Below are 26,457 nucleotides of genomic sequence, written 5' to 3' on the forward strand. Positions count from 1 at the left end.
TTTCCAAAATGTAAATGTTCTCCTGCTGCCGGTCCTGGCGACAGCGTTTCAACGCGCCGCCTTGACTACTTTCGGCAATCCTAACCAGTGCTGCAGCAAATCGTAATTTTCCGAATGCCAACCGTTCGCTAGAGCGGAACCATAGCTGACGCCGATCGGCAGGTCTGGCGAAACAGAAAAGGGCGAGTGCATGTCAGTCGAGAAAATCCACACGCTGGTTGTCGGAGCCGGCCAGGCAGGTGTGGCAATGAGCGAACACTTGAGCCGCAACGGCGTCGACTACATCGTGCTGGAGCGCGGCCGCATTGCCGAACGCTGGCGTTCGATGCGCTGGGATTCGCTCGTTGCCAACGGTCCCGCCTGGCACGACCGTTTTCCCGGCATGGAATTTCCCGGCCATCCGGATGCGTTCGTGTCCAAGGATGGCGTCGCCGATTATTTCGAAGCCTATGCCGACATGCACAAGGCACCGATCCGCTGCGGTGTCGAAGTCACCAAGGTCGAACGGCTTGAAGACCGCCCCGGCTTCCGCGTCGAAACGTCCGATGGCGCGATCGAAGCCCTCAATGTCGTCGTCGCCACCGGACCGTTCCAGAGCCCGAGCATTCCCCCGATCGTGCCCGCGGATGCCAGGGTCGCGCAGATACACTCGAGCGAGTACCACAATCCCTCCCAGCTTGCAGACGGCGCCGTGCTGGTCGTCGGCGCCGGTTCGTCTGGCGTCCAGATTGCCGAGGAGCTGTTGCTTTCCGGCCGCAAGGTCTACCTATCCGTCGGCCCGCATGACCGCCCTCCCCGCGCCTATCGCAGCCGCGATTTCGTCTGGTGGCTCGGTGTTCTCGGCAAATGGGACGCACAGGCGCAGGCTTCTGGCTCGGAGCATGTGACCATTGCCGTCAGCGGCGCACACGGCGGCAAGACGATCGACTTCCGCCGCCTGGCATCGCAGGGCATGGTGCTTGCCGGCATGACCGCCGCATACCGTGAGGGATCGGTTTCCTTTGCCGACGATCTTGCACGCAACCTCGATCGCGGCGACCAGAATTACCTGTCGCTGCTCGACGAGGCAGACGCATTTGTCGCCCGCAACGGTCTCGATCTTCCGCAGGAGCCGGCTGCGCGTATCCTCGGGCCTGAGGTCGACTGTGTCATCAACCCGCTGCGCGAACTGAACCTGCACGACGCCGGCGTCACCACCATCATCTGGGCGACGGGCTTTGTCTCGGACTATAGCTGGCTGAAGGTCAATGCCTTCGACGTGGCCGGTCGCCCCAAACACCAGCGCGGCGTCTCGGCAGAAAAAGGCATCTATTTCCTCGGCCTTCCATGGCTCTCCGGCCGCGGCTCCAGCTTCATCTGGGGTGTCTGGCACGACGCCAAACACGTGGCCGACCACATCGCCATCCAGGACAATTACCTCGCCTACGCACCGAAATCCTGATCGACGGGCATAGACCTGCCGGCATCCTGCATGAACAATCCGATGGAGAAGAGAATGGCACATAGGCGCATTCGCAAGTTCAACACCAAGGAAACCTATCCCGAGCAGAAGCTCGACAACGACCTCTGCCAGGCGGTTGTCGCTCGCGGCACGATGATCTTTCTGCGTGGCCAGTGCCCGCAGGATCTTGATACCGCCAAGAACATCGAGAGCCATGATCCGGTGGAGCAGACGCACAAGGTGATGCAGAACATTCGCCAACTGGTGCAGGAATCCGGCGGCCAAATGGAACATGTGACGAAGCTAGTTGTCTATCTGACCGACGTTCGCCACCGCGAGGCCGTCTACCGGACTATGGGCGAATATATCCAAGGCGTCTTCCCGGTCTGCACTGGGCTTGTCGTCGTGGCGTTGGCACGGCCGGAATGGCTTGTGGAGATCGACGCGACAGCCGTCATTCCGGACTGATATTATTTCCGAGCGTTCGGCAGGCATTCACCAACCGGCGCAAGCTGCAGACCGAGGACTTATCCACGGTCCTGACACAGGAGCTCTCATGACCTTCTCCATCGTCGCTCGCTGTGAGCAGACCGGCCAGTTCGGTGTGGCGATTTCGTCTTCCTCTCCCGCAGTGGCCGCACGTTGCGCCTGGGCTCGAGCCGGCATCGGCGCTGTTGCAACGCAGAACGTTACCAATCCGGCACTCGGTCCCAAAATGCTTGGCGAACTCGGAAGCGGAGCGAGCGCAGCAGAGGCCGTGACAGTGGCGCAACAGAGCGATGATTTTCCAGACTATCGCCAGTTGCTGGCGGTGGATGCGCACGGCGGGACGGCTATCCATTCCGGCCGCAACGCTCTTGGAACCTGGACCTCGGCCATCGGTCATCAATGTGTTGCCGCCGGCAACCTTCTGGCCAATGACGGCGTGCCGAAGGTGATGATCGACTCATTCGAGGCCACTTCGGGTACTTTGGGTGACCGCCTCATCGCCGCGCTCCGAGCGGCTGTTGATGCGGGCGGCGAAGCCGGCCCGGTTCGGTCGGCGGGGCTGTTGATTGTCAACAAGGAGCCCTGGCCCTATGCCGAACTGCGGATCGACTGGCTGGACGATGGCTGCCCGATCGCAGCGGTGGCGCGGGCGTGGGACGTCTACAAGCCGCAGGCCATGGATTATGTGACACGGGCACTCAACCCGCTGGCCGCTCCATCATACGGTGTACCTGGCGACGAGTGACCAATCCGTGGAGCAAACACCGGCGGGAGATCAGGTGAAAACTGCGAATCCTACAAGGAGCCGTTTTCATGGGTGGCCGCAGATGTGCGGTGTATGGCGTCGGGGACGCAGAAGGAACCTTGCGCCGAGCCTGCAAAGGCTACGTTCTTGGGGTTAAATCGGACCACCATTTCGGCTCCCGGTCAGGCAAGCCTCCGGTCGCCGGCACAGCTCAGGAGATCGCCGGTGATCTCGATCCAAAAGCATGGCAGCGTCTTTCCGCCGCCTAAGGGTGGCCATCTGTGAGCGCGGGTTCCAGCACCGAGCACTACGATACTCTCCCCTGGCGGCGTCAGTTTCCCTGCCAACAACAAAAGGAATGCTTTCGCCGCTTATGGACATTCGAACCAGCAGCAAATTTACTCATTGGCTTACATAGACGCTCACGCGCTCCCGACCCGCGGCGGCCTTGCGAAGCCCATCATGTCCCGCAATGTCGTCCCCTCGTAGCTGGTCCGGTACAGTCCACGCTCCTGCAGGAGCGGAACCACCATATCGATGAAATCCGTCAATCCGCCCAGGAAGTGGGACGGCATGATGTTGAAGCCATCCGCCGCACCCGTCGTGAACCACGTCTCCAGCGTATCCGCCACATAGTCCGGCGTGCCGCAGAGAACCCAGTGGCCGCGTGCCGCAGCGACCAGATTGTACAGATCACGCAGGCGCATGTTTTCCCGCCTTGCCTTGTCCAGCATGACCCGCGCAAAGGCATAATAATTGTCTGAGGGGCCGATGTCCGGGATCGGCCCATCGAGGTCAAACTGGCTCATGTCCACGCCGAAGCGGTCGCTCAGAATGGAAAGCCCGTTGGTCTCGCTGATGAAGCCCTGCAACTCCGCGAGCTTGTCATGGGCCTCGCGCTCGGTTCGCCCTACGATCGGCATCACGCCGGGCAGGATGACCATCGAATCTGCGGAGCGTCCAAATTTCGGAAGCCGCCCTTTGACGGAGGCGTAGAAAGAGCGCGCCTCATCGAGATCCTGGGTGACGGAGAAGACCACATCGGCGGACTTGGCCGCGAGTTCCTGTCCCGGACCGGAGCCGCCGGCCTGCAGGATGATCGGCTGCCCCTGGAGCGAGCGGCTGATGTTGATCGGTCCCTTGACCTTAAAATGAGTGCCTTCGTGATCGAGCGCGCGGACTTTTGCGGCGTCGATATAGACCCCGCTCTCCCGGTCGGCGAGGATCGCATCATCGGCCCAACAGTCCCACAGGCCGCGAACCACGGCCAGGAATTCCTCGGCGATCTCGTATCGTTTGGAATGGTCCGGATGGATCGTTCCGAAGTTGGCCGCCGCCGCCGGATTGGCCGTGGTGACCGCATTCCAGGCGGCGCGGCCACCGCTGATATGGTCGAGTGAAGCAAATGCGCGGGCCACCGTGAACGGATCGCTGTAGGTCGTCGACATCGTGGCACCGAGACCGATATGGCGCGTCGCGCCGGCAATCGCCGCGAGAAGTGTCAGCGGTTCGAGCCGCGCCGTGTAGGACGGATGCGCACCGGGGTCCGCATTGAGATTGTCGCCCATGAAGATCAGATCGAATAGCCCACGCTCCGCTTCCACGGCAATGCGCCGTACCATCTCGATATCCTGAAAGCTGTCTATCGCCCCCGGTACCCGCCATCCGGCTACGTGGCTGCCGGTTCCAAGGAGAAAGAGTCCGAAGTGAATGCTGCGCGTCATAAGATTGGTCATCTCCAGAAAATGTAACGCTGCTCGATGAAGCTGATCACACCAAAGAAGCAGAGGCTGATCGCCGACGCGACGATGATGGCCGCCCAGACCTGCACGAAATCGATCTGCAGCACGGCCTGGTAGATTACCCAGCCAAGCCCCCCATAAGCGCCCAGCATTTCCGTAACGATGGCGACGAAGACGCTGCGGACGGTGGAGACCCGCATACCGGCGATAATCAACGGCAACGCTGTCGGGAGCCTGAGCCGCCAGAGAACGGCCATGCGGCCTGCCCCGAACGAGCGGACCAGATCGACCGACTTCCGATCGACGCGATCGAGCCCTGCGATGGTGCTCAGGAAGATTGTGAAGCTGACCGCGACGGCGACCATGACGATCTTGGACGTCATGCCGATGCCGAACCAGAGCAGGACAAGCGGCGAATAGGCGACGACCGGCACGGAATTGACGGCGGTCGCAACCGACATCACGGTGCTGCGGCTGCGGGGGACCATGCTGACGGCGATGGCTGCGGCAATGCCGATGATGCAACCCAGAAGATAACCGGCGAGAGCTTCGGCTGCGGTGAAGCCCGCGGCGGCGACGAGCTTGCCCGCATCGGCGAACATGCCGGCAATAATGCTGCTTACGGAAGGCAGGACATAGGCCGGCAGGTTGAACCCGCGGACGCTCAGTTCCCAGATTGCGGCAAGGAGGAATGCACCGGCAAAGCCCCGGCTGATGCGGCGCGCGTTACTGCTTGCGGTGACGGGGCTCATTGTTCCGCTCCCCAGAAGACGATCCGCCGTTCCGCCTCGGAGACTGCAGCGTAAAGGCCGATCCCCAGGCAGGCGGAGGCGACGATGGTGACCCATATTCCGACGACGTTTTCGTTGTACATGGCCTGCAGCAGCAGTACACCGAGGCCGGTCGTATCGCCGAACCATTCGCCGACGATGGCTCCGATCAGCGATAGCGAGGAGGCAAGCTTGAGGGCAACGAAGATCTGCGGCAGCGCGGCCGGAAGGTAGAGACGGCGCAATATCTGGCCTTCTTTTGCCCCGAAGCTGCGCAGCAGCGCGACCTGGCGCGGGTCGACCGTCGCGAAGCCGAGAATGGCATTCACCGTGACCGGCAGGAAGCTGATGTAGAAGGAAATGACGGCCTTGGCGAGCAGCGTATTGCCGAACCAAAGGACGACGACCGCACCGAAGGCGATGACCGGTATGGTCTGGGACACCACGAAGAGGGGGAAAAACAGCTCGCGGAGGATAGTCCAGCGATGAAAGAGCACGCCCATGGCGACGCCGAACAGGCTGCCGGCGAGGAAGCCTATGAGGGTTTCCAGCAGGGTACGCCACATACTCAGCAGATAAGCCTGCGGCGTGGCCAGAAACGCGGCCGCAATCGCGCTCGGCCGCGGCAGGTAATAGGGTCTGATTCCCAACGCCACGACGATCAGCTCCACCACCAGCAGAAATGCGGCGATCCGGATCAGGGACTTCAGGATCGAGACAAATCTGCCCGCCTTTACGGCGGACAGGGATGCGCCGGACAGGCCGGAGAGGCTCATAGGCGCTTTTCCGCGACCGGGATCTTCGACAGGAAGCTGTCGTTGAACGCGGCGTCGAGATCGACGGGCTTGGAGATCACCTTGTATTCGGCGAGCAGGCTGTTGGCAGAGCCGACGGCTGTTTTGTCAATGGCGAAGAGGCCATCCGTGCCGCCCTTGCCGGCGACCATCAGCTTCTTGATCTCGGAGAGCATGACTTCCTGCTGGGCGCGGTCGAGAGTCGGCGCCACCTTCATGACGATGTCGATCGCTTCTTTTTCGTTGGTCAGGGCGTATTTCCATCCCTTGATGCTGGCGCGCAGGAATTTCTCGACCAGCTCCGGCTTTTCCTTGGCGGTCTGTTCCGACACGATCAATGTGTCTCGCGGGAAAGAAACGCCGCTATCTTCGGGCACGAAGATCCGCAGGTTATCCATACCGGCGCGCTGTGCGACGATCTGCAGTTCGTTGTAGCGGGTTGCGGTCGCGACATCGACCTGCTTGTCGATGAACGGCGTCATCGAGACCTGCTGCGGCTGTATATCGACTTCGCCGGCCTTGATGCCCGCTTTTGCCAACATGGCCGAGAGCACGTGGTTTGCGCCGGTGAACCATGCCGTCACCTTCTTGCCTTTGAAATCCTGGACGGTTTTGACCGGGCCGTCCTTGTAGGTCACGAAGACGAACGGCGTCACCTGATGGGCAACACCGATGCAGACGATCGGCAGACCCTTGTCACGTGCGCTAAAGACGCTGTCGGTACCGCCCGAAAGGCCGAACGTGTCGGCGCCGGTGGCCACCAGGTTTTCCGTCAGCAGATTAGGGCCGCCGGGGTTGATAGTGAGGTTGATGCCCTCATCCTTGTAATACCCCTTCTCCAGCGCGACGTAGAAACCGGCGAACTGAGCCTGGGTCAACCATTTGAGACGCAGGCTGGCGTTGACTGTCTGCTGGGCAGCGGCCGGGGTTGCGCTGTAGCCCAAGCCCTGAATGCCGATGAACGTTGCGGCAAGCGCCGCCAGAAGCTGTCGTTTTTTAAGCATGGTCCCTCTCTGTCGATTCCTGGTTGGTTATGGTAGCGTTAGTCGTTCTCCTCCCGACTATCGGCGGTAATCCGATCCCTCCCGTTCGAGCTGGCGAAGGAAGGCGGGCCATTCCCGTTCCCCCGCAATCAGGATGTCACCCTTGTTCTCCCAGAACTGACGTGCCGCTTTTTCGCAGACCTCGTGCGGCGGGGTCAGAAGCTCGGCGCCGGAAGCCTGCAGATCGAGCTGAATGCGCGCGGCGCGCTCGAAATAATAAAGCAGCATGAAGGCTTCGCCCGGCGTGCGACCGAGCGTCATGATGCCGTGGTTGCGCATCAGCATCACCCGGTTGTCGCCCATGTCGGCGATGAGGCGGGTCTGTTCGTCCATGTCGATCGCCACACCTTCGTAGTCATGGAAGGCCTGGCGTTGGTAGAAGCGCATCGCAAACTGCGTCAGTGGCAGAAGTCCGTCCTTCTGGCAGGAGATCGCGGTGCTGGCATCGGAATGGGTATGGAGAACGCAGGCTGCATCATGCACGGCCTTGTGGATGGCGCCATGAATGACGAAAGCGGCCTTGTTGATCGTATAGGGCGTGTCGTCGAGCTTGTTGCCGTCGATATCGATGCGCACAAGGCTGGAGGCAGTTATCTCGCCAAACAGGAAACCGTAGGGGTTGAGCAGGAACTGATCGTCATGCCCCGGTACGCGCATGGAAATGTGGTTGTAGATCAGGTCATCCAGGCCCAGCCGTGCGACCATGCGGTAGCAAGCGGCGAGATCGACGCGCGCCTTCCACTCGGCTTCGGGAATGTGGGCGGGACGTTCGGAATATTCACTGGCCACCGTGTTTCCTCTCATATTCTAATGTCCTGAAGTCATGAACGACTTCATGCTTTCCTCCTCGATGGCGTCGAGGAGTGTCTTCTTCAACCCGATGAATTCGGGCGACGTGACAATGTCGGCCTTGCGGGGGCGCGGCAGGTCGATCTTCTGTTCAAGCTTCACCTTGCCCGGCCGGGCGGTCATGACAAGCACTCGGTCGCCGAGGAAGATCGCCTCGTCGACGTCGTGGGTGATGAAGAGCACGGTGCGCCGGTGTTTCTGCCAAACGTCGAGCAGCCAGCGCTGCATCATCGTCCGCGTCAGGGCGTCCAGCGCCCCGAACGGTTCATCGAGCAGCATGAGATCGCGCGTGAAGAGAAAAGTGCGCATCAGAGCCACGCGCTGGCGCATGCCGCCCGAAAGCTGGTTGGGATATTGCTTTTCGAACCCGGCAAGCCCAAATTCCGGCAGCATCTTCAGTGCCTCCGCACGGGCCTGTGGCCGCGGCATTCCTTCGATCTCCAGCGCCAGGATTGCGTTGTCGATGACGTTTCGCCATGGCAGCAACAGGTCCCTTTGCGGCATGAAGGAAACCTGTCCGAGCAGTTCCGAGGCCGTGGAACTCTTGCCGCGGAAACGCAGGATATTGCCCGGATCCGGCTCTTCCAGGCCGGCGAGGATGTTGAAAAGAGTACTCTTGCCGCAGCCGGAAGGGCCGACCACCGTCACCAGCTCACCCGGAAGGATGGTTGCCTCCAGGTTCTCCAACGCCATGACGGGGCCAAAACTCTTGGACACCTTGCGGAGTTCGATGAGCGGCTTGTCACCCGATGCGGTCCAGGCCGGTTCCACAACGGGCGCTGCAAGGGCTTTGGTCTTTACCGGCCTCAACAGGCCCGCGAGACCGCGCGCTCCCGGATTCAGTCCCCATGCGTAGTCCTCACTCCAGGCGATCGACATGTCGGTCATCGAGTAGGCATCTCCTTGCATGCAATTATCACCATTCAGGATGCAAGCAAGCATCGTGCCAGATACATTTCCTTTCTGCCTCGAAGAAGAATGCCTTCAATCTCTGGGTTTTTCCGACAGTATCGGGCTTGCCAGATGTTATCATGAGATAAATCGAAGCCAAGATATCCAATAACCAGAAATATGAATACAGAACACGCATATTTTGGACGCAGAATGACTGCTATTGCGGCAATTTGCGGGGAGGCATTCCGGCACAGCGTTCCGCTTGCTGGAAACGACCAGGCATAAGGATAGTGGCATGGCGATTGCATCGATATCCCACCAACATGCCGCGGCAAGCCGGCGCGGCTTCAATTATTATCGGGCAGCTTGAAACATCGGGAGAACCACATCATGCAGGATGAACCAAGACGTGTGGCCTATGTGGCGCACTGTCTCATGAACCAGAATGCCAAGGTCAGCGAATTCGCCAAATGCGCCGGCGTGTTTTCTCCACTGGTCGAGCGTTTGGTCAAGAACGGCTTCGAGCTCCAACAATTACCGTGTCCGGAGATGAGCCATATGGGAGCCGTCCGGTGGTGGGCATCCCGCGAGCAGTACGACACACCCGGTTACCGGCGCCACTGCCGCAACCTGGCGAAAAGCGTCGTGGATCTCGTGATGCTGCATCAGGATGCCGGCTACGACGTCGTCATCATCGGCCTGGACGGCAGTCCGTCAAGCGGCGTCCGTCTGACCAGCACCAAGGCATCCTGGGGTGGCCGACCGGAGGGCGCCGTCCACGGGGGGAGCGATCGCCGACCCGGCATGGGCATCTGGATGGAAGAACTGAAATTCGAGTTCGAGGAACGCAGCCTTGCATTCCCGCGCGCGACGGGCGTCGCGATGGATGCACAGGATTTCGATCTCCAGAAGGCGATGCTCGAACTCGACCAGTTTCTGACCGAAGGCAAGGAGAACGCCGCGTGATCCGGGAAGACCTGAGAAGCCGCCGTATTGCGGTCATCGCCGATTTCGTCGTCAATCCCGGCTCCGCACTCTATGGCAAACGACAGGCCCCACCGACCGATTTCATGGATGCGCTGGTGGAGCGCGGCTGGGGCATCATGAAGATGCCGCCGCATGTGGCAAGCCCGGAAAGCTGTGAAAGGCTGATCGAGGTTTCCGTAGGCGACCTGATCGATTACCGCAAGAACGGCTATGACGTGGTGATCGCTGCCGTGGAAGATTTGCCCCAACAGGGCGTCTGGCTGGATGCTATGGCGGCCTGCTACAAAAGGGTCTGCAAGGACATGCCGCCGATCGTCATCATCCGATCGAATGCCACGGCTGCCGATGTCGACGCACTCGACAGCGTGTTGGCGCCGGCGGCCTGAGCCACGCCGCAACATCGAAACGGATCGGCGGGATCACTCCCGCCGAAACCGAAAGCCTTCAGTTTTCGGCGAATGCCTGTTTCATCATCTTGAGAAAGCCGTCGGTCGACGCCTGTTCGATGACGCGGGCGTTGACCTTGAACTCCGGCCAGCGCGTGCCGAGCTTCGGCGGGTGAATTGCGGAAAAACCACGGGTAATTTCGCCGGCGGTCTCGATGCGCACCACCGCCTCGCGCGAGGATTCGATCAGGTCCGGATTGAGCGCGCAGGCGCAGGTCAGCGAGTCCGGGTGGGTGCTGACCGGCCGGCCATAACGCGTTTCCGCCGTTTCGCGCGGAACGGCGGAAACCTTCCGGTAGAACTCCGAAAGAGGGGTCTGCATCGCGAAGATCTCTTCCAGCTGGTCGCCCTCCAAAAGCCCGGAGCGCATGGTCAGCGTCCAGGTGGACAGCGTGATGTCGAACCCCGCCTCGAAGACGATGCGCGCGGCTTCCGGATCGATGAAGAAATTGTATTCGGCGCAGGGCGTGATGTTGCCGACCGCATTGTCGGTGCCGCCCATGATCCAGAGGTGACGCACCGCCTTGGCGATCCGCGGCTCCTTCATGACCGCCAGCGCGATATTGGTGAGCGGCGCCTGGGCCAGGATATCGATCTCGCCCGGCTCAGCCATCACCCGTTCGATGATGGCATCGACCGCATGCATGGTTTCCGGCCGCTGACGGGCGATCGGCAGGTTAACGCCGCTCATTCCATCGTTGCCGTGCATGGTGGATGCTTCCCAGGGTTTCACCATGGGGCGGCGGGCACCGAGATAGACCGGCACCTTTCCGGAGAAACCGGCCGCCTCGATGGTCGCCAGAGCGTTTTCAACCTGCTGGTCGAAGGGCACGTTGCCGACGCAGATAGTAACCGCCTCCAGTGTCGAGCCGGGCGTGCGCATGGCGAGCAGGAGCGAATAGGTGTCGTCGCCCGCCGTATCGGTGTCTATGATCAGCCGCATATCAGTAGAACTCGAAACCCATGGTGCGGGCATGATAGTGGAAACCGCCGTCCTGGACGATCAGGAATTCGGCCCGGCTATCACCGTCATTGTGGTGGCTATGCTTGGCGGCCGGAGGTGTCACCAGCGTCGCCCATGGCGACCATGCGCATTTGGCATCCGCCACCATCGAATAGGCCGGATCACCGTTGACCACCAGCGTGATCGCGGCGGAGTTGTGCTTGTGCGGCGGCTGGAAACTGCGCGGCTTCAGCGTGTTCAGCGACAGGGTCATCGTCGTTGCGATGTTGCGGCTTGCTTGCGTCTTTTCGGCCGAGAAGATCAGCGCATGGCCGGATGTGCTGGCATTGGCGTTGGTCCCATAAACCACGTCGAGCTGATGGCTGATCTCGCCTGCCGGGTAGTGCACGAAGTTGACGGCCGCATTGTCGCCGGTGATCGGTGCCGACGCGTCGAACATCAGCTGCGGATCATTGCCTACCAGCCAGAAGATGCTGTCCTCGCTCGCAGTGATGGCAGAAGGCACGCCGCCGGGAAGAAGGAAGACATCTGCCTTGCCCAGAACAGCCTTTTCGTCACCTACAACGAGAGTGGCCTTACCCTTGATGACGTACCAGATCGACGCGGTATTGGTGAGCGTCGTATCCAGGACTTCATCGGACTTGATCACCGCATAGCGGGCCAGCATCAACGGGGTTGTCGCCGGAAAGGGGCACTGCATTTCCGCGGACAGATCGCAGTTGATGAAACCGGTCTTTTCAAGCGCGAAAGCGCTGGTCGGTTCGTCGGTGAAGATCTTGCCCGGCACCGGCGGAAGCTTGATGTTGAAGGCATTGCCGGAGTTGAAATAGCGGCTGCGCGCCTCGGCAGCATTGGCTGGATTGCGAGGCAGCTGGACCGGCATTTCGGCCATGTCGTCGACGGTGCTCATGATGCGTCTCCATATTTCCGTGAAAGACCTGTCTGCTCCAGGACCAGATCGAGAAGAACAGCCGCGCCGGCCGCAACGTGTTCCGGTTCAGCCCACTCGTCGGGATGATGGCTGAGGCCAGCGCGACAGGGGATAAAGATCATTGCACTCGGAGCAAGCGGCGCCATCTGCCGGGCATCATGCCCTGCCGCCGAAAGCAAATCGAGCGCAGAATAGCCATGGCGGCCGGCGGAATGGCGTATCGCTGCCCGAAGCCCTTCGTCGAACGTGTTCGAGGGGGCGTCGACCAGGCGTTTGATATCGAAGCTGCAGGGATGCGCCTCTTCGGTAACGATCGTTTCCAGGCGCAGGCCGAGCCGGTCGAGCACAGCATTGTCCGGATGCCGGAGATCGATGCGGAAGACTGCGCTGGAGGGCACGACCGACGGCGCGTTGGGTCGGATTTCCAGCCGGCCGATGGTGAATTTCACCACGTCGTCGACCGCCATGTCTTGCTGCATGCGCAACGCCATGCGCACAAACGCCTGCAACGCGTCCTGCCGGCGCTCCATCGGCTCGGTGCCGGCATGCGCTTCGCGTCCGGATATGATGATCTCGTAGGTCTTCTTGCCCTGAATGCCGGAAACCACGCCGATTACCGCACCGGCGCGTTCGAGCACGTCCGCCTGCTCGATATGCGGTTCGATATAGGCGTGGACGGGAAAACCGAGCGGCCGATGCTCTATATCCGGAAAGGCGGCATGCACAGCGGCCAGCGCCTCGGCGACGGAGATGCCGGCGGCGTCCTTGACCGCCATGACCTCATCCATCGTTCGCCTACCGGCGAAAAGCTCGGACCCCATCATTCCGGGCGCAAACCGGCTGCCCTCTTCGTTCATCCATGCGACAACCGTGATCGGCCGCTCCGGTATCATGCCCGCCTCGGCGATGGCCGTTACGGCTTCGAGCGCCGCCACTGTGCCGAATGCCCCATCAAAAAGACCGCCCGTCGGCTGGCTGTCGACATGACTGCCAGTGACGACGGGCGACAGGTGGGGAAACTTACCCTCGAGTGTCAGAAAAAGGTTTCCGGCCGGGTCCGTGGAGGGTTTCAAGCCTGCCTCGGCGCCCCATGCGATGATGCGCCGCCAGCTAAGAATTTCCTCGGCCGAGAGGGCCTGACGATTGACCCCCTTCTCGGGCAGGGCACCATCCCTGCCAAGTTCCATGAGCCGCGACCACAGCCGCTCCGGGGATATGGAGGCCACGCCGGTCATTGCGCTATTCCGTCCGCATCACCTGTCCCGGATCGGCGCGTGGATCGCGCACGTTCCAGGCACCCGCTTCCACCTGGGCGATAAAATCGGATACCAGCGAATTGAACAGAGCGGGCTCCTCGAGATTGAGCGTATGGCCGGTCTTCGGCAGGATCGCGAGGCCGCTGGCGGGAAGCGTCTTCTTGAGGAAAATGCTCGGCTGGAGGCAATGATCGTCCTCGTCGCCCGACATGATCAGGGTCGGAACCATCATCTTCTTCAGTTCGTCTTCCAGGTCCCAGAAAGACGGCCGGCGGCACTGTACGCCGCGCATGGTGTTGGCGGCGCCCACGGCAGAGTGCCGCGACAACCGCTCCGCGAAAGCTGCCCAGCCGCGTGGGTCCTTGTTCTGGAACTGCACGCGACTTGCGCCGAGCGAATAGATCTTCGAGAAACCGACCGGATCCTTCTCGAAATTATCGGCGACCTTCAGCGACGTATTGCGGAAATAATCGGCCGTGGCGCGCTCCGTGCCGTAACCGGCACCGGCGACCGTCAGCGATAGCGCACGCTCCGGGAAGCGCAGGCCGAAATGCAGCGTCGCGAAGCCGCCCATCGACAGGCCGACGATATGCGCCTTCTCGATGCCGAGACCGTCAAGTACGGCCAGGGCATCTTCCGCTGCCAGCACCTGTGAATATTGTTCGACATCCGCCGGAATATCGGACGGCGCATAACCGCGGGCCGCATAGGTGATGCAGCGGTTGCGCCGGGGAAAAAAGCTCATCTGCGGCTCCCAGGCGTCGTAATTGCCGCCGAACTCGTGGATGAACAGGATCGGCGTTCCGGTTTCGCCCGCCGTTTCGTAGTAGAGCTTGATGCCATCCTTGCTGGTCACGAACATGAATCGGCTTCTCCCCTGTAATATACTTGGCCCTTGGGGCCGGCCCTAGAAGAGGGCCGGCACGTCGTTCAGCGTGCGCGCGGTCGCGATATAGCCGGGCAGCCCTTCGCAGAAGCGTTCGGCCCAGGCTGATGGCACCGAGGTCGAGACCTTGATGAACCGGTCGCCGAAACGCGCCGTGTGGTAGCGGCCCTGGCGGATCATCACGCCCTCGCGGCGGGCAGCCTCAACGATCGCTTCCGGCGAGACGCCGGTTGCCGCAGTCTCCAGCACAAGGAAATTGCCATGCGACGGCTGGACCGGCACGGTGATGCCGGCGGCTTCCGCGGCAGCGACGATCATCGCCTTGTTCGCACGGTCAATGGAGCGCACGTCCTTCATCCATTCGGCCTTGACCGAAAGTCCGGCCATGGCAGCGCGCTGCGCAACGACAGAAGCGCCGAGCACCGAAGTAGAGACGGACGAAAACTCGTCGACCAGTGCGGGGGATGCGACAAGCGCGCCGATGCGCATGCCGGCCAGCCCCAACCACTTGGAAAAGCTCAGCGAAACGACGGTGCCTTCCGGCGCGACCTGCAGGACAGGCGTGTGGCCGTCGGCGAAATCCCTGTAGGTGCAATCGTGGATCATCAAGGCGCCGACCGAACGGGCGATCTCGGCAAAGGCCTCGATTTCCTCGCGGTCGTAGCGGATGCCGAGCGGATTGTTGGGATCGACGATGTAGATGATCGCGCAACGCTCGTCGACGGCTGCCCGCAGGGCATCCGGCGTCAGCTTGTATTTGGTCGCGGGGTCATAGATCGGGATCTGGATGACCTCGGCACCGGCCTGTTCGGCAAACATGCACGGCCATTTCCAGGTCGGGTCCGTCGTCACCAGCGTCGTGCCGGGCTTGGCGCGCGCCTTGCAGATCATTGCCAGCGCATTGACGCCGCCTTCCGTCACCAGCGCTTCTGCGGACAGGACGCCGAGATCGGCGACGATCCCTGCTCGAAGCGCCTCGAAGCCCATCGGCGGTGCATAGGCATTGAATTCGCCGGCCTCGATGGAGCAGATCATGGCCTCGCGCACGGCGGGATGCGCGGGGATGTGGTTGGTGTTCTGTCCCATCCACGCCAGATCCGGCGTCGAGAACAGGTCGTCGAAATAGCGGTTTCGAATACGGGCGTCGCTCATGATCGTCAGATCACCGAACCACGCGCGGCGATGCCGCCGTCGATGGTGACGACCGTGCCGGTGATGTAGCCGGCCTTGGGCGAGGCGAGGAAGGCGCAGAGATCGGCGACTTCTTCGGCCGTGGCCGGACGCTTGCCCGGATATTTGTCGTAGAGTTCTTTCCAACGGCTCTCATCACCAAGCATGTCGATCGCCTTGCGCTTCATGATCTTGAACATGCGCGCGGTATCGACCGGCCCGGGATTGACGCCGATAACGCGGATGCCCTGATCGAGGCTGCGGCCGCCGAGTGCCTTGGTGAAGCTCATCAGGGCGGCGTTACCGGTCGAGCCAGCAAAATAGGCGGCATCCCAGTTTTCACCGGAATTGCCGATGACGTTGATGATCACACCGTCGCGGCCCTTGCGGCGCTTCCAGAATTCGCGGGAAAGGGTAATGTAGCCGAAGACCTTGAGATCGAAACCGCGGCGGATGGCTTCGTCGGTGACATCCTCGATCGAACCGGCGGGGATATCACCCGCGTTGTTCATCAGGATATCATAGTCGCCACAGGCCTTGTCGAGCGCGACCATGGCTTCGGTCGTACCCAGGTCCGCCTCGTGCACCGTGACGTTGACCGGGTACTGGGCGAGTTCCTTCTTAAGGGCCTGCATGGCCGCGCCGTTGCGGGCGGCCAGGTGGAGGTGGCATCCTTCAGCGGCCAGAACCTTGGCGATCGCGTAGCCGATGCCCTGGGATGCTCCGGTGATGAGGGCCGTTTTGCCAGCAAGATTCAGTTCCACCTACGTCTCCTGTGATGAATACATATTTCTCTTTTTTGCATACGCCATTTCTGCGCTCTGTCCATGGATTTTTGCCGAATATCGAAATTTTCCACCCCAGAAAGAGAACTAATGGCTACATTATTCCAAAATGCCGCCAATATAAGCAAAATGCAGAGGCAGTCAGCCGACTAAATAGGCGAATTGGGCCGCTCGATAAAAAAATAATATACGTATACATTTATCTCTTGCACGAATACATGTTCCGTCCCTTAATGTCCGGATGGCAGGACCAGCAGGTCTCTGGAATTTTCAAGAGCAAAAGGCCTCAAAGCCGGCATGGCAGATGTTCAGCTTAAAAAGGTGGGCAAGACCTACGAGAGTGCTTCGGCAACCACGATCGATGGACTTGACCTGCATATTTGCAGCGGCGAATTCGTGGTGCTTGTCGGCCCCTCGGGCTGCGGCAAGTCCACGACGCTGCGCATGATCGCCGGCCTGGAAGAGGTCAGCAGCGGCGAGATCTGGATCGGCGATCGCCGCGTAGACGAGCTCGATCCGCGCGAGCGCGACATCGCCATGGTTTTCCAGAACTACGCGCTCTATCCACATATGACAGTCGCCCAGAACATGAGCTTTGGCCTGCGTCTGGCAAAGGTGGACAAGACCGAAATTCGCCGCAAGGTCGAAGAAGCCGCCAAGATGCTGGAGATTTCCGCGCTGCTCAATCGGCGACCGAAGCAGCTTTCCGGCGGCCAGCGGCAGCGTGTCGCGATGGGGCGCGCCATGGTTCGCGATCCGGCAGTTTTCCTGTTCGACGAACCGCTTTCCAACCTGGATGCGAAACTGCGCGGACAGATGCGCACGGAAATCCGTCGGCTGCACAAGCGCCTGAAGGCGACCACCGTCTACGTGACCCACGACCAGGTCGAGGCAATGACGCTCGCCGATCGCGTCGTGGTGCTGAACAACGGCAAGATCGAGCAGCAGGGCACGCCTCAGGAACTCTACGAACGTCCCGCCACCCGCTTCGTGGCCGGCTTCATCGGAAGCCCCTCGATGAATTTCCTGCCGGCACAGGTTGCGCTGGAAGGCGGGGAGCCCGTGCTCAAATTCAACGATACTACACTGCCGTCACCAGCTGGCCGGAGAGATGCTCTTCTGCCGTATGTCGGGAAGACCGTCGAAGTGGGGTTGAGGCCGGAACACTTTCTGGCCGGCGAAGGTGAGCCTGATTTTTCGGTTCCCGTGGACATGGCCGAGCTGCTCGGGCCGACGACGCTGGTTCACTTCACCCTTGCCGGCGTGCCCTGCGCAGCCATGCTTGCGCCGCAGCACGCGCTCCCCGAAGGAGGTCAGCAGCCGCTCCGCATCGCACATGACCGCATGTCGCTTTTCGACCCCGATACCGGCGGCACCATCTGAAAACGCCGCCGGACAAAACACCAGAAGGAGAACGGCTGATGAAGATCTATCCTATCGTTTTTGCCGGCCTGCTCGGCGCCACGGCGCTGAGTGCGACCGGCGCCCAGGCGCAGACTGCGGCTTCCTGCACCGGCGAAGCCGTGACCCTGCGCATCCTGCGCACGCCTGGCAACTACCCCTATCCCAAGCCGATGGAGGCCTGGCAAAAGGATAATCCTTGCGTCAAATTCGAAGTCAACGAAGTCCCGTTCCCGCAGCTCGCGGACACGATTTCGGTTCAGGCAGCGAGCTCAAATCCGCCCGATATCATCGTCTATGACGGGCCGAACACCCAGTCCTACGCGGCTGCCGGCATCCTGTTGCCGATCACCAAATACCTGCCAGAAGGGTTGGGATGACGACATCCTGCCGGCCACCAAGGCCGAGCACAGCTATAACGGCGAAGTCTATTCGCCGGGCATCGAGCAGACGACGGTTGCCATGTACTACAACAAGAAGCTGGTCGAAGCCGCAGGTGTAAAGCCGCCGCAGACGCTTGCCGATGCATGGACATGGCCTCAGGCGCTGGAAGCCTTCAAGAAGTGCCAGCAGGGTCCAGCCGGCGCCGCCACGGTCTGGGGCCTCGGCCCGACCCGCTTCGGCAACGGCCAGCCTGGTCTCGTCTATCAGGATCTGACCTACCAGCGCTCCGCCGGCGACCCCAAGGCAGCCCCGACCAGCAGCGCCTACAAGACCTTCTGGGCGTTCGCGCCGGACGGCAAGACCGCTGAAGGTTATCTCAATACGCCTGAAGCAGTTGAAGCGCTGAAATTCTACCAGTCGATGTTCAACGCTGAAGGCGTTGCGCCGAAGGTCGGCATTCCAAACGCCTTCTTCGATGCCAAGGCCTGCTTCTACATCGATACTCCGGCCGCCGGCAACGCGCTGATCAAGGATCCGAAGATCGAATGGGGCATCACTCCGCTGCCGTATTTCAAGACGCCGGTCGTGCATACGGGCTCGACCACATTCGGCGCGACGGCCCGATCCAAGCATCCGGAGATCGCCGCAAAGTTCGTGGTAGACATGTCAGTGGGCGAATATGCCTATATGAACGTCAGCCAGCGCGGCAACCTGCCGACATTGAAGAGCCTGTTCCCCCGTTTCGACGTCTACAACAAATATCCGATGAAGGTATTTGTCGATCAGCTTCAGTCCTGGGGCCAGCCGCGCCCGCCTGGCCCAGAAGTTCGCCCAGTATGACAAGATCGTCAGCGAGGCGCTTCGTGGCGTTGCCTTCGGCGGCGATCCGGCTGCGCTGATGGCGGATGCCGAGAAGAAGGTTCAGCGTATCCTCGACCGATAATGACAATGGACGCGAGAATGTCGACAGGCGAACAAACACTCACCGCTTCGGCGGGTGCAAAAACCCGGCCGCGCAAGGCCGCCACCCGGCGGCAAAAGCAGGAGCGTCTGGTGGCCGTCGGCTTTCTCGCGCCTTTCATGCTGCTATTGCTGATCTTCCAATACGTTCCGCTTCTGGTCATGGCCCGCAACAGCTTCTACGACTATTCGCTGCTCAATCCGGCAGCGGAGAAATTTGTCGGCCTGCGCAATTTCACCGACATGATCGAATACGATGATGCCGGCAGGAGCTTCGGCATCACCTTCTTGTTCGCGTTCGGTGTGGTTGCGTTCGTCATACCGATCGCTTTCGCGCTCGCACTCTTCCTCAATTCGAAACTGCCGGCGCGCGGCCTCGTCCGCACCATGATCATGCTGCCGGTCGTCACGTCCTCGGTGGTGATCGCGACGATGTGGTCCTTCCTGCTCGACCCGTCGAACGGATTGATCAACGGCGCGCTGGATATCGTCGGCATCGCCCGGCAACCGTTTCTGACCAGCACCACCCAGGCACTGCCGTCGCTCATCGCCATGACGCTGTGGCAACAGGTCGGGTTCGGGGCGATCCTTTTTCTGGCCGGCCTGCAGGGTGTGCCTTCCGAACTCGGCGAAGCCGCCCGTATCGATGGCGCCACGCGGTGGCAGGTGCTGTGGAATATCACGATACCACTCCTGTCGCGCACCACGCTGTTCGTGGTGGTGATCATGACAGTGTTTTCGCTGCAGGCCTTCGCGCCCGCCTTCCTGATGACCCAGGGCGGGCCGCAGGAAGCAACGAACCTGATCGTCTACCACATCTACAATACCGCCTTCATCATGCAGCAGGCTGGTTATGCCTCGGCGCTTTCCGTCGTGCTGCTGCTCGTCGTCCTCGCCATCTCGATGGTCCAGATGGCTCTCCTGCGATCCCGTTGGAACTACTGACATGAGAACGACCCGCATCCGCCGCACCGCCCTCACCCTGGTGATCATCCTGCTGATTATCGCCTGTTTTCTGGCACCCTATGCCTGGGTCGTAGCGTCGTCCTTGAAGAACCAGTTCACCGTGTTCGGCGACGTCACGCCGCTATCCTGGCGCGCATTCGTGCCGGTCGGCGCGACGATCGAGAACTATGTGTCGCTGTTCGAGCGCACGAATATCCTGAGAGCCTTGCTGAACACCGCGATCGTCGCGATCGGGCAGGTCGCGTTCACCCTGCTTCTCTGCTCGATGGCCGCTTATGCGCTGACCCGCATCAAGTTTCCCGGCGCCAACATCGTCTTCATGCTGATCCTCCTGACTTTCCTGTTGCCGATCGAGGCGATGATGGTGCCCCTCTACCAGGTGGTTTCCGGACTTGGTCTCTCCAATACGCTGGTCGGGATCATGATCCCCTGGATCGCCAGCCCCTTCGGCCTCTTTCTGCTGAAACAGGCCTTCGAGGAACTGCCTACCGAGCTGGAGGACGCTGCCCGCATCGACGGTGCCGGGCATGTCCGCATCTTCTTTTCCATCGTCCTGCCGAACGTCAAGGTGCCGATGGTGACGCTTGGGCTCATCACGTTCCTGTTCTGCTGGAACAGCTTCCTATGGCCTCTGGTCATCGTCCAGGATCCCGCACGCCAGATCATCCAGGTGGCAATCGCCCAGCAGGGTTCGCCGACCCAGCTGCCGAACTGGGGCGAGACCTTTGCCGGAGCGACGGTCGCCACGGTGCCGCTCATCCTGCTCTTCCTGGTCCTGCAGAAATACTTCACCCAGGGCATGGCCACCAGCGGCATAAAGGGCTGAGCGGATGAACAATCTTCATCTGCTGGACGCACCTTTCGGCGGGCAGATCGGCCATCGTACGCTCGGCACCGCCGGTGACTGGCTGGTGCTCATCCATGGCTGGTGCGGCAGCGCCGGTCACTGGGATATCATCGGGCCTGAACTGGCCCGCGATTTCCGGGTTCTGGTTTTATCGCATCCCGGCTTCGGCGGCACCGCGCCGCCGCCCGCGAGCGGCCAGACGATCGCGGCCATGGGCGCGGCGGTTGCCCATGTGCTTGATCACCTCGGCATTTCAGGCGCCATCCTCGTCGGCCACTCCATGGGCGGGCCGATCGCCACCGAGACGGCGATTGCCGCGCCGCAAAGAGTGGCCGCGGTGATCGGTCTGGATACACTGTCCGACCGGGATTATTACGGACGTGTCCCGGATGAGGAGATCCGGCGCCGGCACGAGGAATTCCAGATGGATTATCCGGCCCGCATGCGGGCGATGGTGGATATGATCGTTCATCCGAGCTCCACGGAAGCCATGCGGGTAGAGATCAACCACGGTATGCTTGCCGCGGCACCGGGCGACTTCGCGCTTGATATCAAGGACGACCTGTTCGCCTGGAATGCGGAGGATCGCTGGCCGCTGGTGAACTGCCCGAAAATGCTGCTGAACTCGCCATATGTGGCGCGCCTGGCCCATCCCGATCCCATGCCTTGCTTTGCCGCAACTCCGATAGCCACCTACGATTCCGGCCACTTTCCCATGGTGGAAGCCCCTTCGATGATTGTGGACAAGATCAGAAGTTGCATCGCAAGCCTGGTATACTGATTATATGATATTGAATGCAGCAGAGAAATAAACATATATGCGCGCCACTAAAGCCCGACCGGTCACGAGCAAGACCGGCAAAGGAGCATTCCAATTGAACCAAGATGCGGTTCGCATATCCGGTGTTGTTACAGCACGTCAGGCGACACGATCGGACGAGTTGCGTGATCATCTTGAAGAGATGATCCTCGACGGACGTCTCGCGCCTGGCGAGAGACTGGACGAGATGGAGCTGTCACGCCGTTTCGGGCTGTCTCGCACGCCGGTTCGCGAAGCGATCAAATCGCTGCTTGCGATCGGCCTGATAGAGACGCGCGGGCGTCAGGGAACCCATGTCGCCCTTTTGTCTATCCCCGCGATCATAGAAATGTTCGACGTCATGGCTTCGCTCGAAGGGCTATGCGCCAAGCTTGCCGCTCGTCGCGCAACGCCTGTCGAGCGGGCTGGGATGCGCACAGTCCACGACAAACTCGTCAAAGCCTATGAGGCTGGAGACCCTGTCGCCTTCTATAAGGTCAACCAGCAATTCCATGACCTGCTCTACGAAGCTGCGCACACGCATTTCATCGCGGAGCAGGCAATCCAGCTGCGGCGGCGCATCGGCGCCTACCGCATGCGCGCCACCTATCAGCCGGGACGGATGCTCGGGACGCTTACCGAACATGTACGGATCATGGACGCGATCGATGCGGGAGACCCCGAAGCTGCGCAGAAAGCTGCAAGCGATCACGTGCAGTTGCTTGGCGACCAATTGACCGACTTCATTTCTTCGCTGCCGCAACGCATCGGCGTCGCGCAATAGCGTTCCGATCGCGAAGACGTACGATCAGCTTTGCGGGATGGGATGCGCCGATTTGTGTCCGCAGCTTTCCCGGAGGGCCTGTCGCAAATTTTCGCTCTTAACCGTGTGTTGACCATGAGAAGTGAATTGCCGCTCCGAAAGTTGCGGAGCGGACCAATGATTCTGAATGCCATTGCCGAAAAGCTGAAGCGACAGTCGAAAGGTGGCGCGATACCCGTGTCGTCTCGATGGTAACGGGGCCGGGTCGCTCTGGTCTACTTCTGGTAGCCGCTTCCTTTCTTAAGCGGAGGCAATGTCCGAAATTCATCATCCCCATTGACGATGGCATCGGTCACAACAATAAGGTCAAGCCGAAAATGTGCTAAGCGCCGCCAAATAACAACAGGAGTGCACCCGTGAGCGAACCCAGCGTAGCAGATGCAACAAACCGCATTTATGAATCGCTCCAAGCGGACAATGCCGACATCGACATGCATATCGCGGCTCTCAAGGAAGCGTTGACGCGGGCGGGTTTGAAAGAAGCCGTATTCGATCCGGCTAGGCTCGTGCAGAACAATCGCTCTGGCAGGAAGCTGATGCAGGCCTACTTTCGGCAGCGCGGCGTGACGGTAAAATTCTCGGCTCCGTGAAACCTTCCAATCATGTCAGGCAGGCCGCAGTAAGACGGCTCCCGGATCACCCCAATGCCCCCTGACCAAGCTATGACCTTAGGATGGCGCGTCCGCCCCGGGGCGGCGCTGCCGAGAGTCTCGGCTCCATCGCTTTCAAAGCCATTTGCCGGAAGTGCTGATAGCGCCCAGTTCTGCTTGAGCGTAGCTCAACCCCTTCGGGGAACTTACGAACGCTTACTACGCGAATCGCTATCGGCACCCCTCGCCGATTCACAGTCTGGCATTGCGCAACAGCATGCTCATGACGCCTCGCCTTCCAGGCCGACCGAGGTCGTGCCCATCATGCTGCGGATTTTTGCTACGACTCCGTTCAATGGCCGGTCGTCGCGGTAGAAGGGCACTTCGCCACGAGCCCGCGCGTAAAGCGCGGCCGTTCGCACCGCTTTCGCCGCTGATTGCGGTTGCTGGTCATAGGCTTGGGCCGCCGCCATCACTTCGATTGCGAGGATGGTCTGCAGGTTGTCGAGGATCGCCAGCGCCTTGTCGGCCGCCGGCGTGGCATGGGTCAGAATGTCTTCCTGTAGCGCAGATGTGATGCCGCCATCGAGACTTGCCGGCGCAGCCAGACGCCGATTTTCCGCTACCAGCGCGGCGGCTGTGTACTGGATGATCATGAAACCGGAACACACGCCGTTTTCAGCGGCAAGAAACGCCGGAAGGCTGCTCACGAGCGGGTTCACTAGCCGGTCGATCCGCCGCTCCGATATCGCGGCGAGTTCGGCCGCAGCGGTCGCCACGCTGTCCATGCCCAGACCCAATCCGGCGCCTACGGCATGAGCTTGCGAATGCACCTGTGGCGCTCCGGGCGAGCCGGTAACGATGGGATTGTCCGTAACGCTCGAAAGCTCACGATCGACGACGTCCACGGCCTGCCGCAAAACGTCGCGAACAGCACCATGGATCTGGGGCACCGCACGCAGGCTCAAAGGATCCTGAGTCCGGCTTCCGGCCGATTGCGTCAGAAGCTGACTGCCAGCGAGCAAGTGTCGCAGGTTTCGCCCGACCTGTTGCAGTCCGGCAGAGTGGCGCAGCGAAAGCGGCATTTCGGCAAACGGCTCAGCCTGAGCACCGAGGTTTTCGTATGTCATCGCCGCAGCCGCATCCGCCCAGTCGAGCAGATGGAAGAAGCGCGAGACTGTCAGCGCGGCCAGCCCGGTCGCACAGGGCGTGCCATTGACGAGGCTCAGGCCTTCCTTCGCCTTCAGCGCGACCGGGTCCAGACCGAGCCGCTTCAGCGCTTCGCGTCCTGAGATCAATTCATCGGCGTGCCTGCATTCGCCCTCGCCGATCAGCACAAGACCGATCGCGGCGGCATGTGTGAGATAGCCGACCGAACCTCGCGAAGGGATGACGGGCAGAAAATCTGCATTCAGCAATGCCAGAAGCGCCTCGACCACTTCGACGCTGATGCCGGAAAAGCCGTGGGCGAAGTTTGCGATCTGCGCGGCCATCACCGCACGTGTCTCCGCCTTGCCGAGCGGCTCGCCGATGCCGCAGGAATGGCTCAGCAGAATGTTTCGCGACAATGCCTGCTGGTCATCACGATCGATGATGACATCGCAGAGGGCGCCAACGCCGGTATTGATGCCATAGCCACGGATCTCCCGCTCGACCAGCGCGTCGACGATCGCGCGCGCCTTGGAAAGGCGCTGCCAGGCTTCGGGAGAAAGAGCCAGCTCGGCGCCGTTGGCAATTGCCGCGGCTTCTTTCCAGGTCAAACGTTCATCGAGAACGATAGCGTCAGCCATGGTGAGCCACCTCTGCGCCGGTGCGACGCTGCACGAAACGAGCGACGTAGTCATCTGCCGGCGTATTCAGGATCTGGCTCGGCGTTCCTACCTGCACAAGCCGGCCGTCCTTCAGAATGGCAATCTCTGCGCCGATGCGCAGCGCCTCATCGAGGTCGTGGGTGATGAAGACGATAGTCTTGGAGAGGTTTTTCTCCAGCTGTAGGAGCTGGTCCTGCATATCGCTGCGGATCAGCGGGTCCAAGGCTGAAAAGGCCTCGTCCATCAGGATCACATCCGTGTCTGCGGCCAGCGCACGCGCCAGACCGACCCGTTGCTTCATGCCTCCCGACAGCTGATGTGGGTATTTGTTTTCATATCCGAGAAGGCCAACGGTCTCGATCCATTTCATGCCTATGGGATTGGTGGCTGCCTTACTCAGCCCCCTCACCCGCTGCCCGTAGACGACATTCTGCAGCACCGTCCGATGCGGCATCAGGCCGAAGCTCTGGAACACCATGCTGACACGGCGGGTGCGGAATTCCCTGAGATCGCGCGGATTGAGGTCCAGGACATTGCGACCATCCACGAGGATCTGCCCACTGGTCGGTTCGATCAGGCGGTTGATATGGCGCACCAAGGTCGACTTTCCCGAACCGGAAAGGCCCATGATAACAAAGATGCGTGACGCCCCAATCTTCAGACTTATATCGTTCAGACCAACACTGCAGCCGGTGCTTTCAAGGATTTCGCCCTTCTCGGCACCATCCCGCGCCATGGCCAGGGCCTCGCGTGATTTTCGACCGAAGATCTTGAAGACGTTGCGGATCTCTATCTCAGCCATTCTGGCCGTCCTCCAGCTTGGAACGGCCGAAGCCTTGGGTGATGCGGTCGAGTACAATGGCCAGGATAACGATACCCAATCCGGCCTCGAGCCCCTTGCCGACATCAAGCGTCTGAATGCCGTTCAACACCTGTTCGCCAAGGCCGCGTGCGCCGATCATGGAGGCCACCACGACCATGGAGAGAGCCATCATGATCGTCTGGTTGAGGCCCGCCATGATAGTCGGCGTCGCGAGCGGCAGTTCGACGCCGAACAGGATCTGCCGCGGGCTTCCTCCAAAGGCGGTCGCCGCCTCGACAACTTCGCCATCGACCTGGCGGATGCCGAGATCGGTCAATCGGATCAACGGGGGAACGGCATAGACAATGGTGGCGAGCACGGCCGGTACCTTGCCCAGCCCGAAAAGCATGATCGCAGGAATGAGATAGACGAAGCTCGGCATGGTCTGCATCACATCGAGAACCGGGAGCGTAATGCCGCGCATGAGGCGGCTCTTGGCCAGCCATATGCCCATCGGTATGCCGATGGCGACCGAGATCAGCGTGGCCATCAACATCAGAGCGAGCGTCTGCATGGCCAGATCCCACAGACCGAGCGCTCCGATCACAAACAGCATCACCGCCACGATGACGACAAGCGTGGCCTTGCGGGTTGCCTGCCAGGTCAGCGCCATGAAAGCGATAATCACCAGCCACCAAGGCAAACCGCGCACGATCCACTCGATGAACAGGATGGCCTGCAGGATCGTCTGTGAAACCGCCTTGAAGACAAAGCCGTAGTTGACCACCAGCGACTGCACCGCCGTATTTATCGGCCCGCGGATGGAGATGTGGAAACTGTCGGGAAACATCGCTCAAGTCCTTGAAATGGCAAACCGGCCGC

At 60.9% G+C, this 26,457-nt stretch carries 28 protein-coding genes and 1 pseudogene; 14 read left to right on the top strand and 15 right to left on the bottom strand.

Going from position 1 to position 26,457, the window contains the following annotated elements:
- Nucleotides 1-190 precede the first annotated feature (190 nt).
- From LZK81_RS28030 to LZK81_RS28045, 4 genes and pseudogenes are all read left to right on the top strand, one after another.
- Nucleotides 191-1,441 (top strand): flavin-containing monooxygenase, encoded by a 1,251-nt coding sequence (locus tag LZK81_RS28030; protein ID WP_233957287.1) that lies wholly within the window; start codon nt 191-193, stop codon nt 1,439-1,441.
- Between the two features lie 54 nt (nt 1,442-1,495).
- On the top strand, nt 1,496-1,909 hold the full coding sequence (locus LZK81_RS28035) for a RidA family protein (RefSeq protein ID WP_233957288.1): 414 nt from the start codon (nt 1,496-1,498) through the stop codon (nt 1,907-1,909).
- 88 nt (nt 1,910-1,997) lie between these two features.
- On the top strand, nt 1,998-2,675 hold the full coding sequence (locus tag LZK81_RS28040) for a DUF1028 domain-containing protein (RefSeq protein ID WP_233957289.1): 678 nt from the start codon (nt 1,998-2,000) through the stop codon (nt 2,673-2,675).
- A 60-nt stretch (nt 2,676-2,735) separates the two neighbouring features.
- Nucleotides 2,736-2,938: pseudogene (locus LZK81_RS28045) on the top strand (IS701 family transposase); the annotation flags it as partial.
- 159 nt (nt 2,939-3,097) lie between these two features.
- On the opposite strand, the gene LZK81_RS28050 reads toward LZK81_RS28045, so the two are convergent.
- The 6 genes from LZK81_RS28050 to LZK81_RS28075 are packed head-to-tail and all read right to left on the bottom strand — an operon-like array spanning nt 3,098 to nt 8,761.
- Nucleotides 3,098-4,399, bottom strand: coding sequence for an LLM class flavin-dependent oxidoreductase (locus LZK81_RS28050; RefSeq protein ID WP_233957290.1), 1,302 nt, complete (start codon nt 4,397-4,399; stop codon nt 3,098-3,100).
- A gap of 8 nt (nt 4,400-4,407) precedes the next feature.
- Nucleotides 4,408-5,169, bottom strand: a complete 762-nt coding sequence (locus tag LZK81_RS28055) for an ABC transporter permease (RefSeq protein WP_233957291.1) — start codon at nt 5,167-5,169, stop codon at nt 4,408-4,410.
- The gene (locus LZK81_RS28060; protein ID WP_046610397.1) at nt 5,166-5,963 is read right to left on the bottom strand and encodes an ABC transporter permease; all 798 of its coding nucleotides are present in this window, start codon (nt 5,961-5,963) and stop codon (nt 5,166-5,168) included. Before LZK81_RS28060 ends, LZK81_RS28055 begins: the two co-directional genes overlap by 4 nt.
- Nucleotides 5,960-6,985, bottom strand: a complete 1,026-nt coding sequence (locus LZK81_RS28065) for an ABC transporter substrate-binding protein (RefSeq protein ID WP_233957292.1) — start codon at nt 6,983-6,985, stop codon at nt 5,960-5,962. Before LZK81_RS28065 ends, LZK81_RS28060 begins: the two co-directional genes overlap by 4 nt.
- Before the next feature lie 57 nt (nt 6,986-7,042).
- On the bottom strand, nt 7,043-7,813 hold the full coding sequence (locus LZK81_RS28070; protein WP_233957293.1) for a class II aldolase/adducin family protein: 771 nt from the start codon (nt 7,811-7,813) through the stop codon (nt 7,043-7,045).
- 18 nt (nt 7,814-7,831) lie between these two features.
- Nucleotides 7,832-8,761 (bottom strand): ABC transporter ATP-binding protein, encoded by a 930-nt coding sequence (locus LZK81_RS28075; protein ID WP_233957294.1) that lies wholly within the window; start codon nt 8,759-8,761, stop codon nt 7,832-7,834.
- 396 nt (nt 8,762-9,157) lie between these two features.
- Between LZK81_RS28075 and LZK81_RS28080 the strand changes: the two genes are divergently transcribed.
- Nucleotides 9,158-9,733 (top strand): hypothetical protein, encoded by a 576-nt coding sequence (locus LZK81_RS28080; RefSeq protein WP_052756842.1) that lies wholly within the window; start codon nt 9,158-9,160, stop codon nt 9,731-9,733.
- Nucleotides 9,730-10,140, top strand: coding sequence for a hypothetical protein (locus LZK81_RS28085; RefSeq protein ID WP_233957295.1), 411 nt, complete (start codon nt 9,730-9,732; stop codon nt 10,138-10,140). The genes LZK81_RS28080 and LZK81_RS28085 overlap by 4 nt, the downstream gene beginning before the upstream one ends.
- A gap of 58 nt (nt 10,141-10,198) precedes the next feature.
- On the opposite strand, the gene LZK81_RS28090 is transcribed toward LZK81_RS28085, so the two are convergent.
- From LZK81_RS28090 to LZK81_RS28115, 6 genes are read right to left on the bottom strand one after another with little or no spacing between them, the layout of a single operon-like run.
- A complete protein-coding gene (locus LZK81_RS28090; RefSeq protein WP_233957296.1) occupies nt 10,199-11,143 on the bottom strand; it encodes a nucleoside hydrolase in 945 nt (314 codons plus the stop codon).
- 1 nt (nt 11,144) lies between these two features.
- Complete coding sequence (locus LZK81_RS28095; protein WP_233957297.1) at nt 11,145-12,074, bottom strand: hypothetical protein; 930 nt, start codon at nt 12,072-12,074, stop codon at nt 11,145-11,147.
- The gene (locus LZK81_RS28100; protein ID WP_233957298.1) at nt 12,071-13,330 is read right to left on the bottom strand and encodes a hydantoinase/carbamoylase family amidase; all 1,260 of its coding nucleotides are present in this window, start codon (nt 13,328-13,330) and stop codon (nt 12,071-12,073) included. Before LZK81_RS28100 ends, LZK81_RS28095 begins: the two co-directional genes overlap by 4 nt.
- A 4-nt stretch (nt 13,331-13,334) precedes the next feature.
- Nucleotides 13,335-14,213, bottom strand: coding sequence for an alpha/beta fold hydrolase (locus tag LZK81_RS28105; RefSeq protein WP_046606028.1), 879 nt, complete (start codon nt 14,211-14,213; stop codon nt 13,335-13,337).
- A gap of 45 nt (nt 14,214-14,258) precedes the next feature.
- On the bottom strand, nt 14,259-15,389 hold the full coding sequence (locus tag LZK81_RS28110; RefSeq protein WP_233957299.1) for a pyridoxal phosphate-dependent aminotransferase: 1,131 nt from the start codon (nt 15,387-15,389) through the stop codon (nt 14,259-14,261).
- Between the two features lie 5 nt (nt 15,390-15,394).
- Nucleotides 15,395-16,171 (bottom strand): SDR family oxidoreductase, encoded by a 777-nt coding sequence (locus LZK81_RS28115; RefSeq protein ID WP_041364839.1) that lies wholly within the window; start codon nt 16,169-16,171, stop codon nt 15,395-15,397.
- A gap of 318 nt (nt 16,172-16,489) precedes the next feature.
- On the opposite strand from LZK81_RS28115, the gene LZK81_RS28120 reads away from it, so the two are divergent.
- The 8 genes from LZK81_RS28120 to LZK81_RS28155 all read left to right on the top strand — a co-directional run bounded on the left by LZK81_RS28120 (nt 16,490) and on the right by LZK81_RS28155 (nt 22,962).
- Nucleotides 16,490-17,575: an ABC transporter ATP-binding protein gene (locus LZK81_RS28120; RefSeq protein WP_233957300.1), complete on the top strand. Its 1,086-nt coding sequence runs from the start codon at nt 16,490-16,492 to the stop codon at nt 17,573-17,575.
- A 38-nt stretch (nt 17,576-17,613) separates the two neighbouring features.
- A complete protein-coding gene (locus tag LZK81_RS28125; protein ID WP_233957301.1) occupies nt 17,614-17,973 on the top strand; it encodes an extracellular solute-binding protein in 360 nt (119 codons plus the stop codon).
- Nucleotides 17,891-18,817, top strand: coding sequence for an extracellular solute-binding protein (locus LZK81_RS28130; RefSeq protein ID WP_233957302.1), 927 nt, complete (start codon nt 17,891-17,893; stop codon nt 18,815-18,817). Before LZK81_RS28125 ends, LZK81_RS28130 begins: the two co-directional genes overlap by 83 nt.
- A gap of 120 nt (nt 18,818-18,937) precedes the next feature.
- On the top strand, nt 18,938-19,882 hold the full coding sequence (locus LZK81_RS28135) for a carbohydrate ABC transporter permease (protein ID WP_233957303.1): 945 nt from the start codon (nt 18,938-18,940) through the stop codon (nt 19,880-19,882).
- A 1-nt stretch (nt 19,883) separates the two neighbouring features.
- Complete coding sequence (locus LZK81_RS28140) at nt 19,884-20,729, top strand: carbohydrate ABC transporter permease (protein ID WP_046606023.1); 846 nt, start codon at nt 19,884-19,886, stop codon at nt 20,727-20,729.
- 4 nt (nt 20,730-20,733) lie between these two features.
- Nucleotides 20,734-21,531: an alpha/beta fold hydrolase gene (locus LZK81_RS28145; protein ID WP_233957304.1), complete on the top strand. Its 798-nt coding sequence runs from the start codon at nt 20,734-20,736 to the stop codon at nt 21,529-21,531.
- Nucleotides 21,532-21,625: 94 nt separating this feature from the next.
- Complete coding sequence (locus tag LZK81_RS28150) at nt 21,626-22,333, top strand: GntR family transcriptional regulator (RefSeq protein WP_046606111.1); 708 nt, start codon at nt 21,626-21,628, stop codon at nt 22,331-22,333.
- Between the two features lie 395 nt (nt 22,334-22,728).
- Nucleotides 22,729-22,962 (top strand): hypothetical protein, encoded by a 234-nt coding sequence (locus LZK81_RS28155; protein WP_233957305.1) that lies wholly within the window; start codon nt 22,729-22,731, stop codon nt 22,960-22,962.
- A gap of 281 nt (nt 22,963-23,243) precedes the next feature.
- Here the strand turns inward: LZK81_RS28155 and LZK81_RS28160 are convergent, their stop codons facing one another.
- From LZK81_RS28160 to LZK81_RS28170, 3 genes are read right to left on the bottom strand one after another with little or no spacing between them, the layout of a single operon-like run.
- Entirely contained in the window at nt 23,244-24,752 is a 1,509-nt protein-coding gene (locus LZK81_RS28160; RefSeq protein ID WP_233957306.1) for an HAL/PAL/TAL family ammonia-lyase, read from the bottom strand.
- On the bottom strand, nt 24,745-25,575 hold the full coding sequence (locus tag LZK81_RS28165; RefSeq protein WP_233957307.1) for a quaternary amine ABC transporter ATP-binding protein: 831 nt from the start codon (nt 25,573-25,575) through the stop codon (nt 24,745-24,747). The genes LZK81_RS28160 and LZK81_RS28165 overlap by 8 nt, the downstream gene beginning before the upstream one ends.
- Nucleotides 25,568-26,425: an ABC transporter permease gene (locus tag LZK81_RS28170; protein WP_046606020.1), complete on the bottom strand. Its 858-nt coding sequence runs from the start codon at nt 26,423-26,425 to the stop codon at nt 25,568-25,570. The genes LZK81_RS28165 and LZK81_RS28170 overlap by 8 nt, the downstream gene beginning before the upstream one ends.
- Nucleotides 26,426-26,457: the final 32 nt, after the last annotated feature.

It is taken from the genome of Neorhizobium galegae (genome assembly GCF_021391675.1).
GTDB classification, from domain to species: domain Bacteria; phylum Pseudomonadota; class Alphaproteobacteria; order Rhizobiales; family Rhizobiaceae; genus Neorhizobium; species Neorhizobium galegae_B.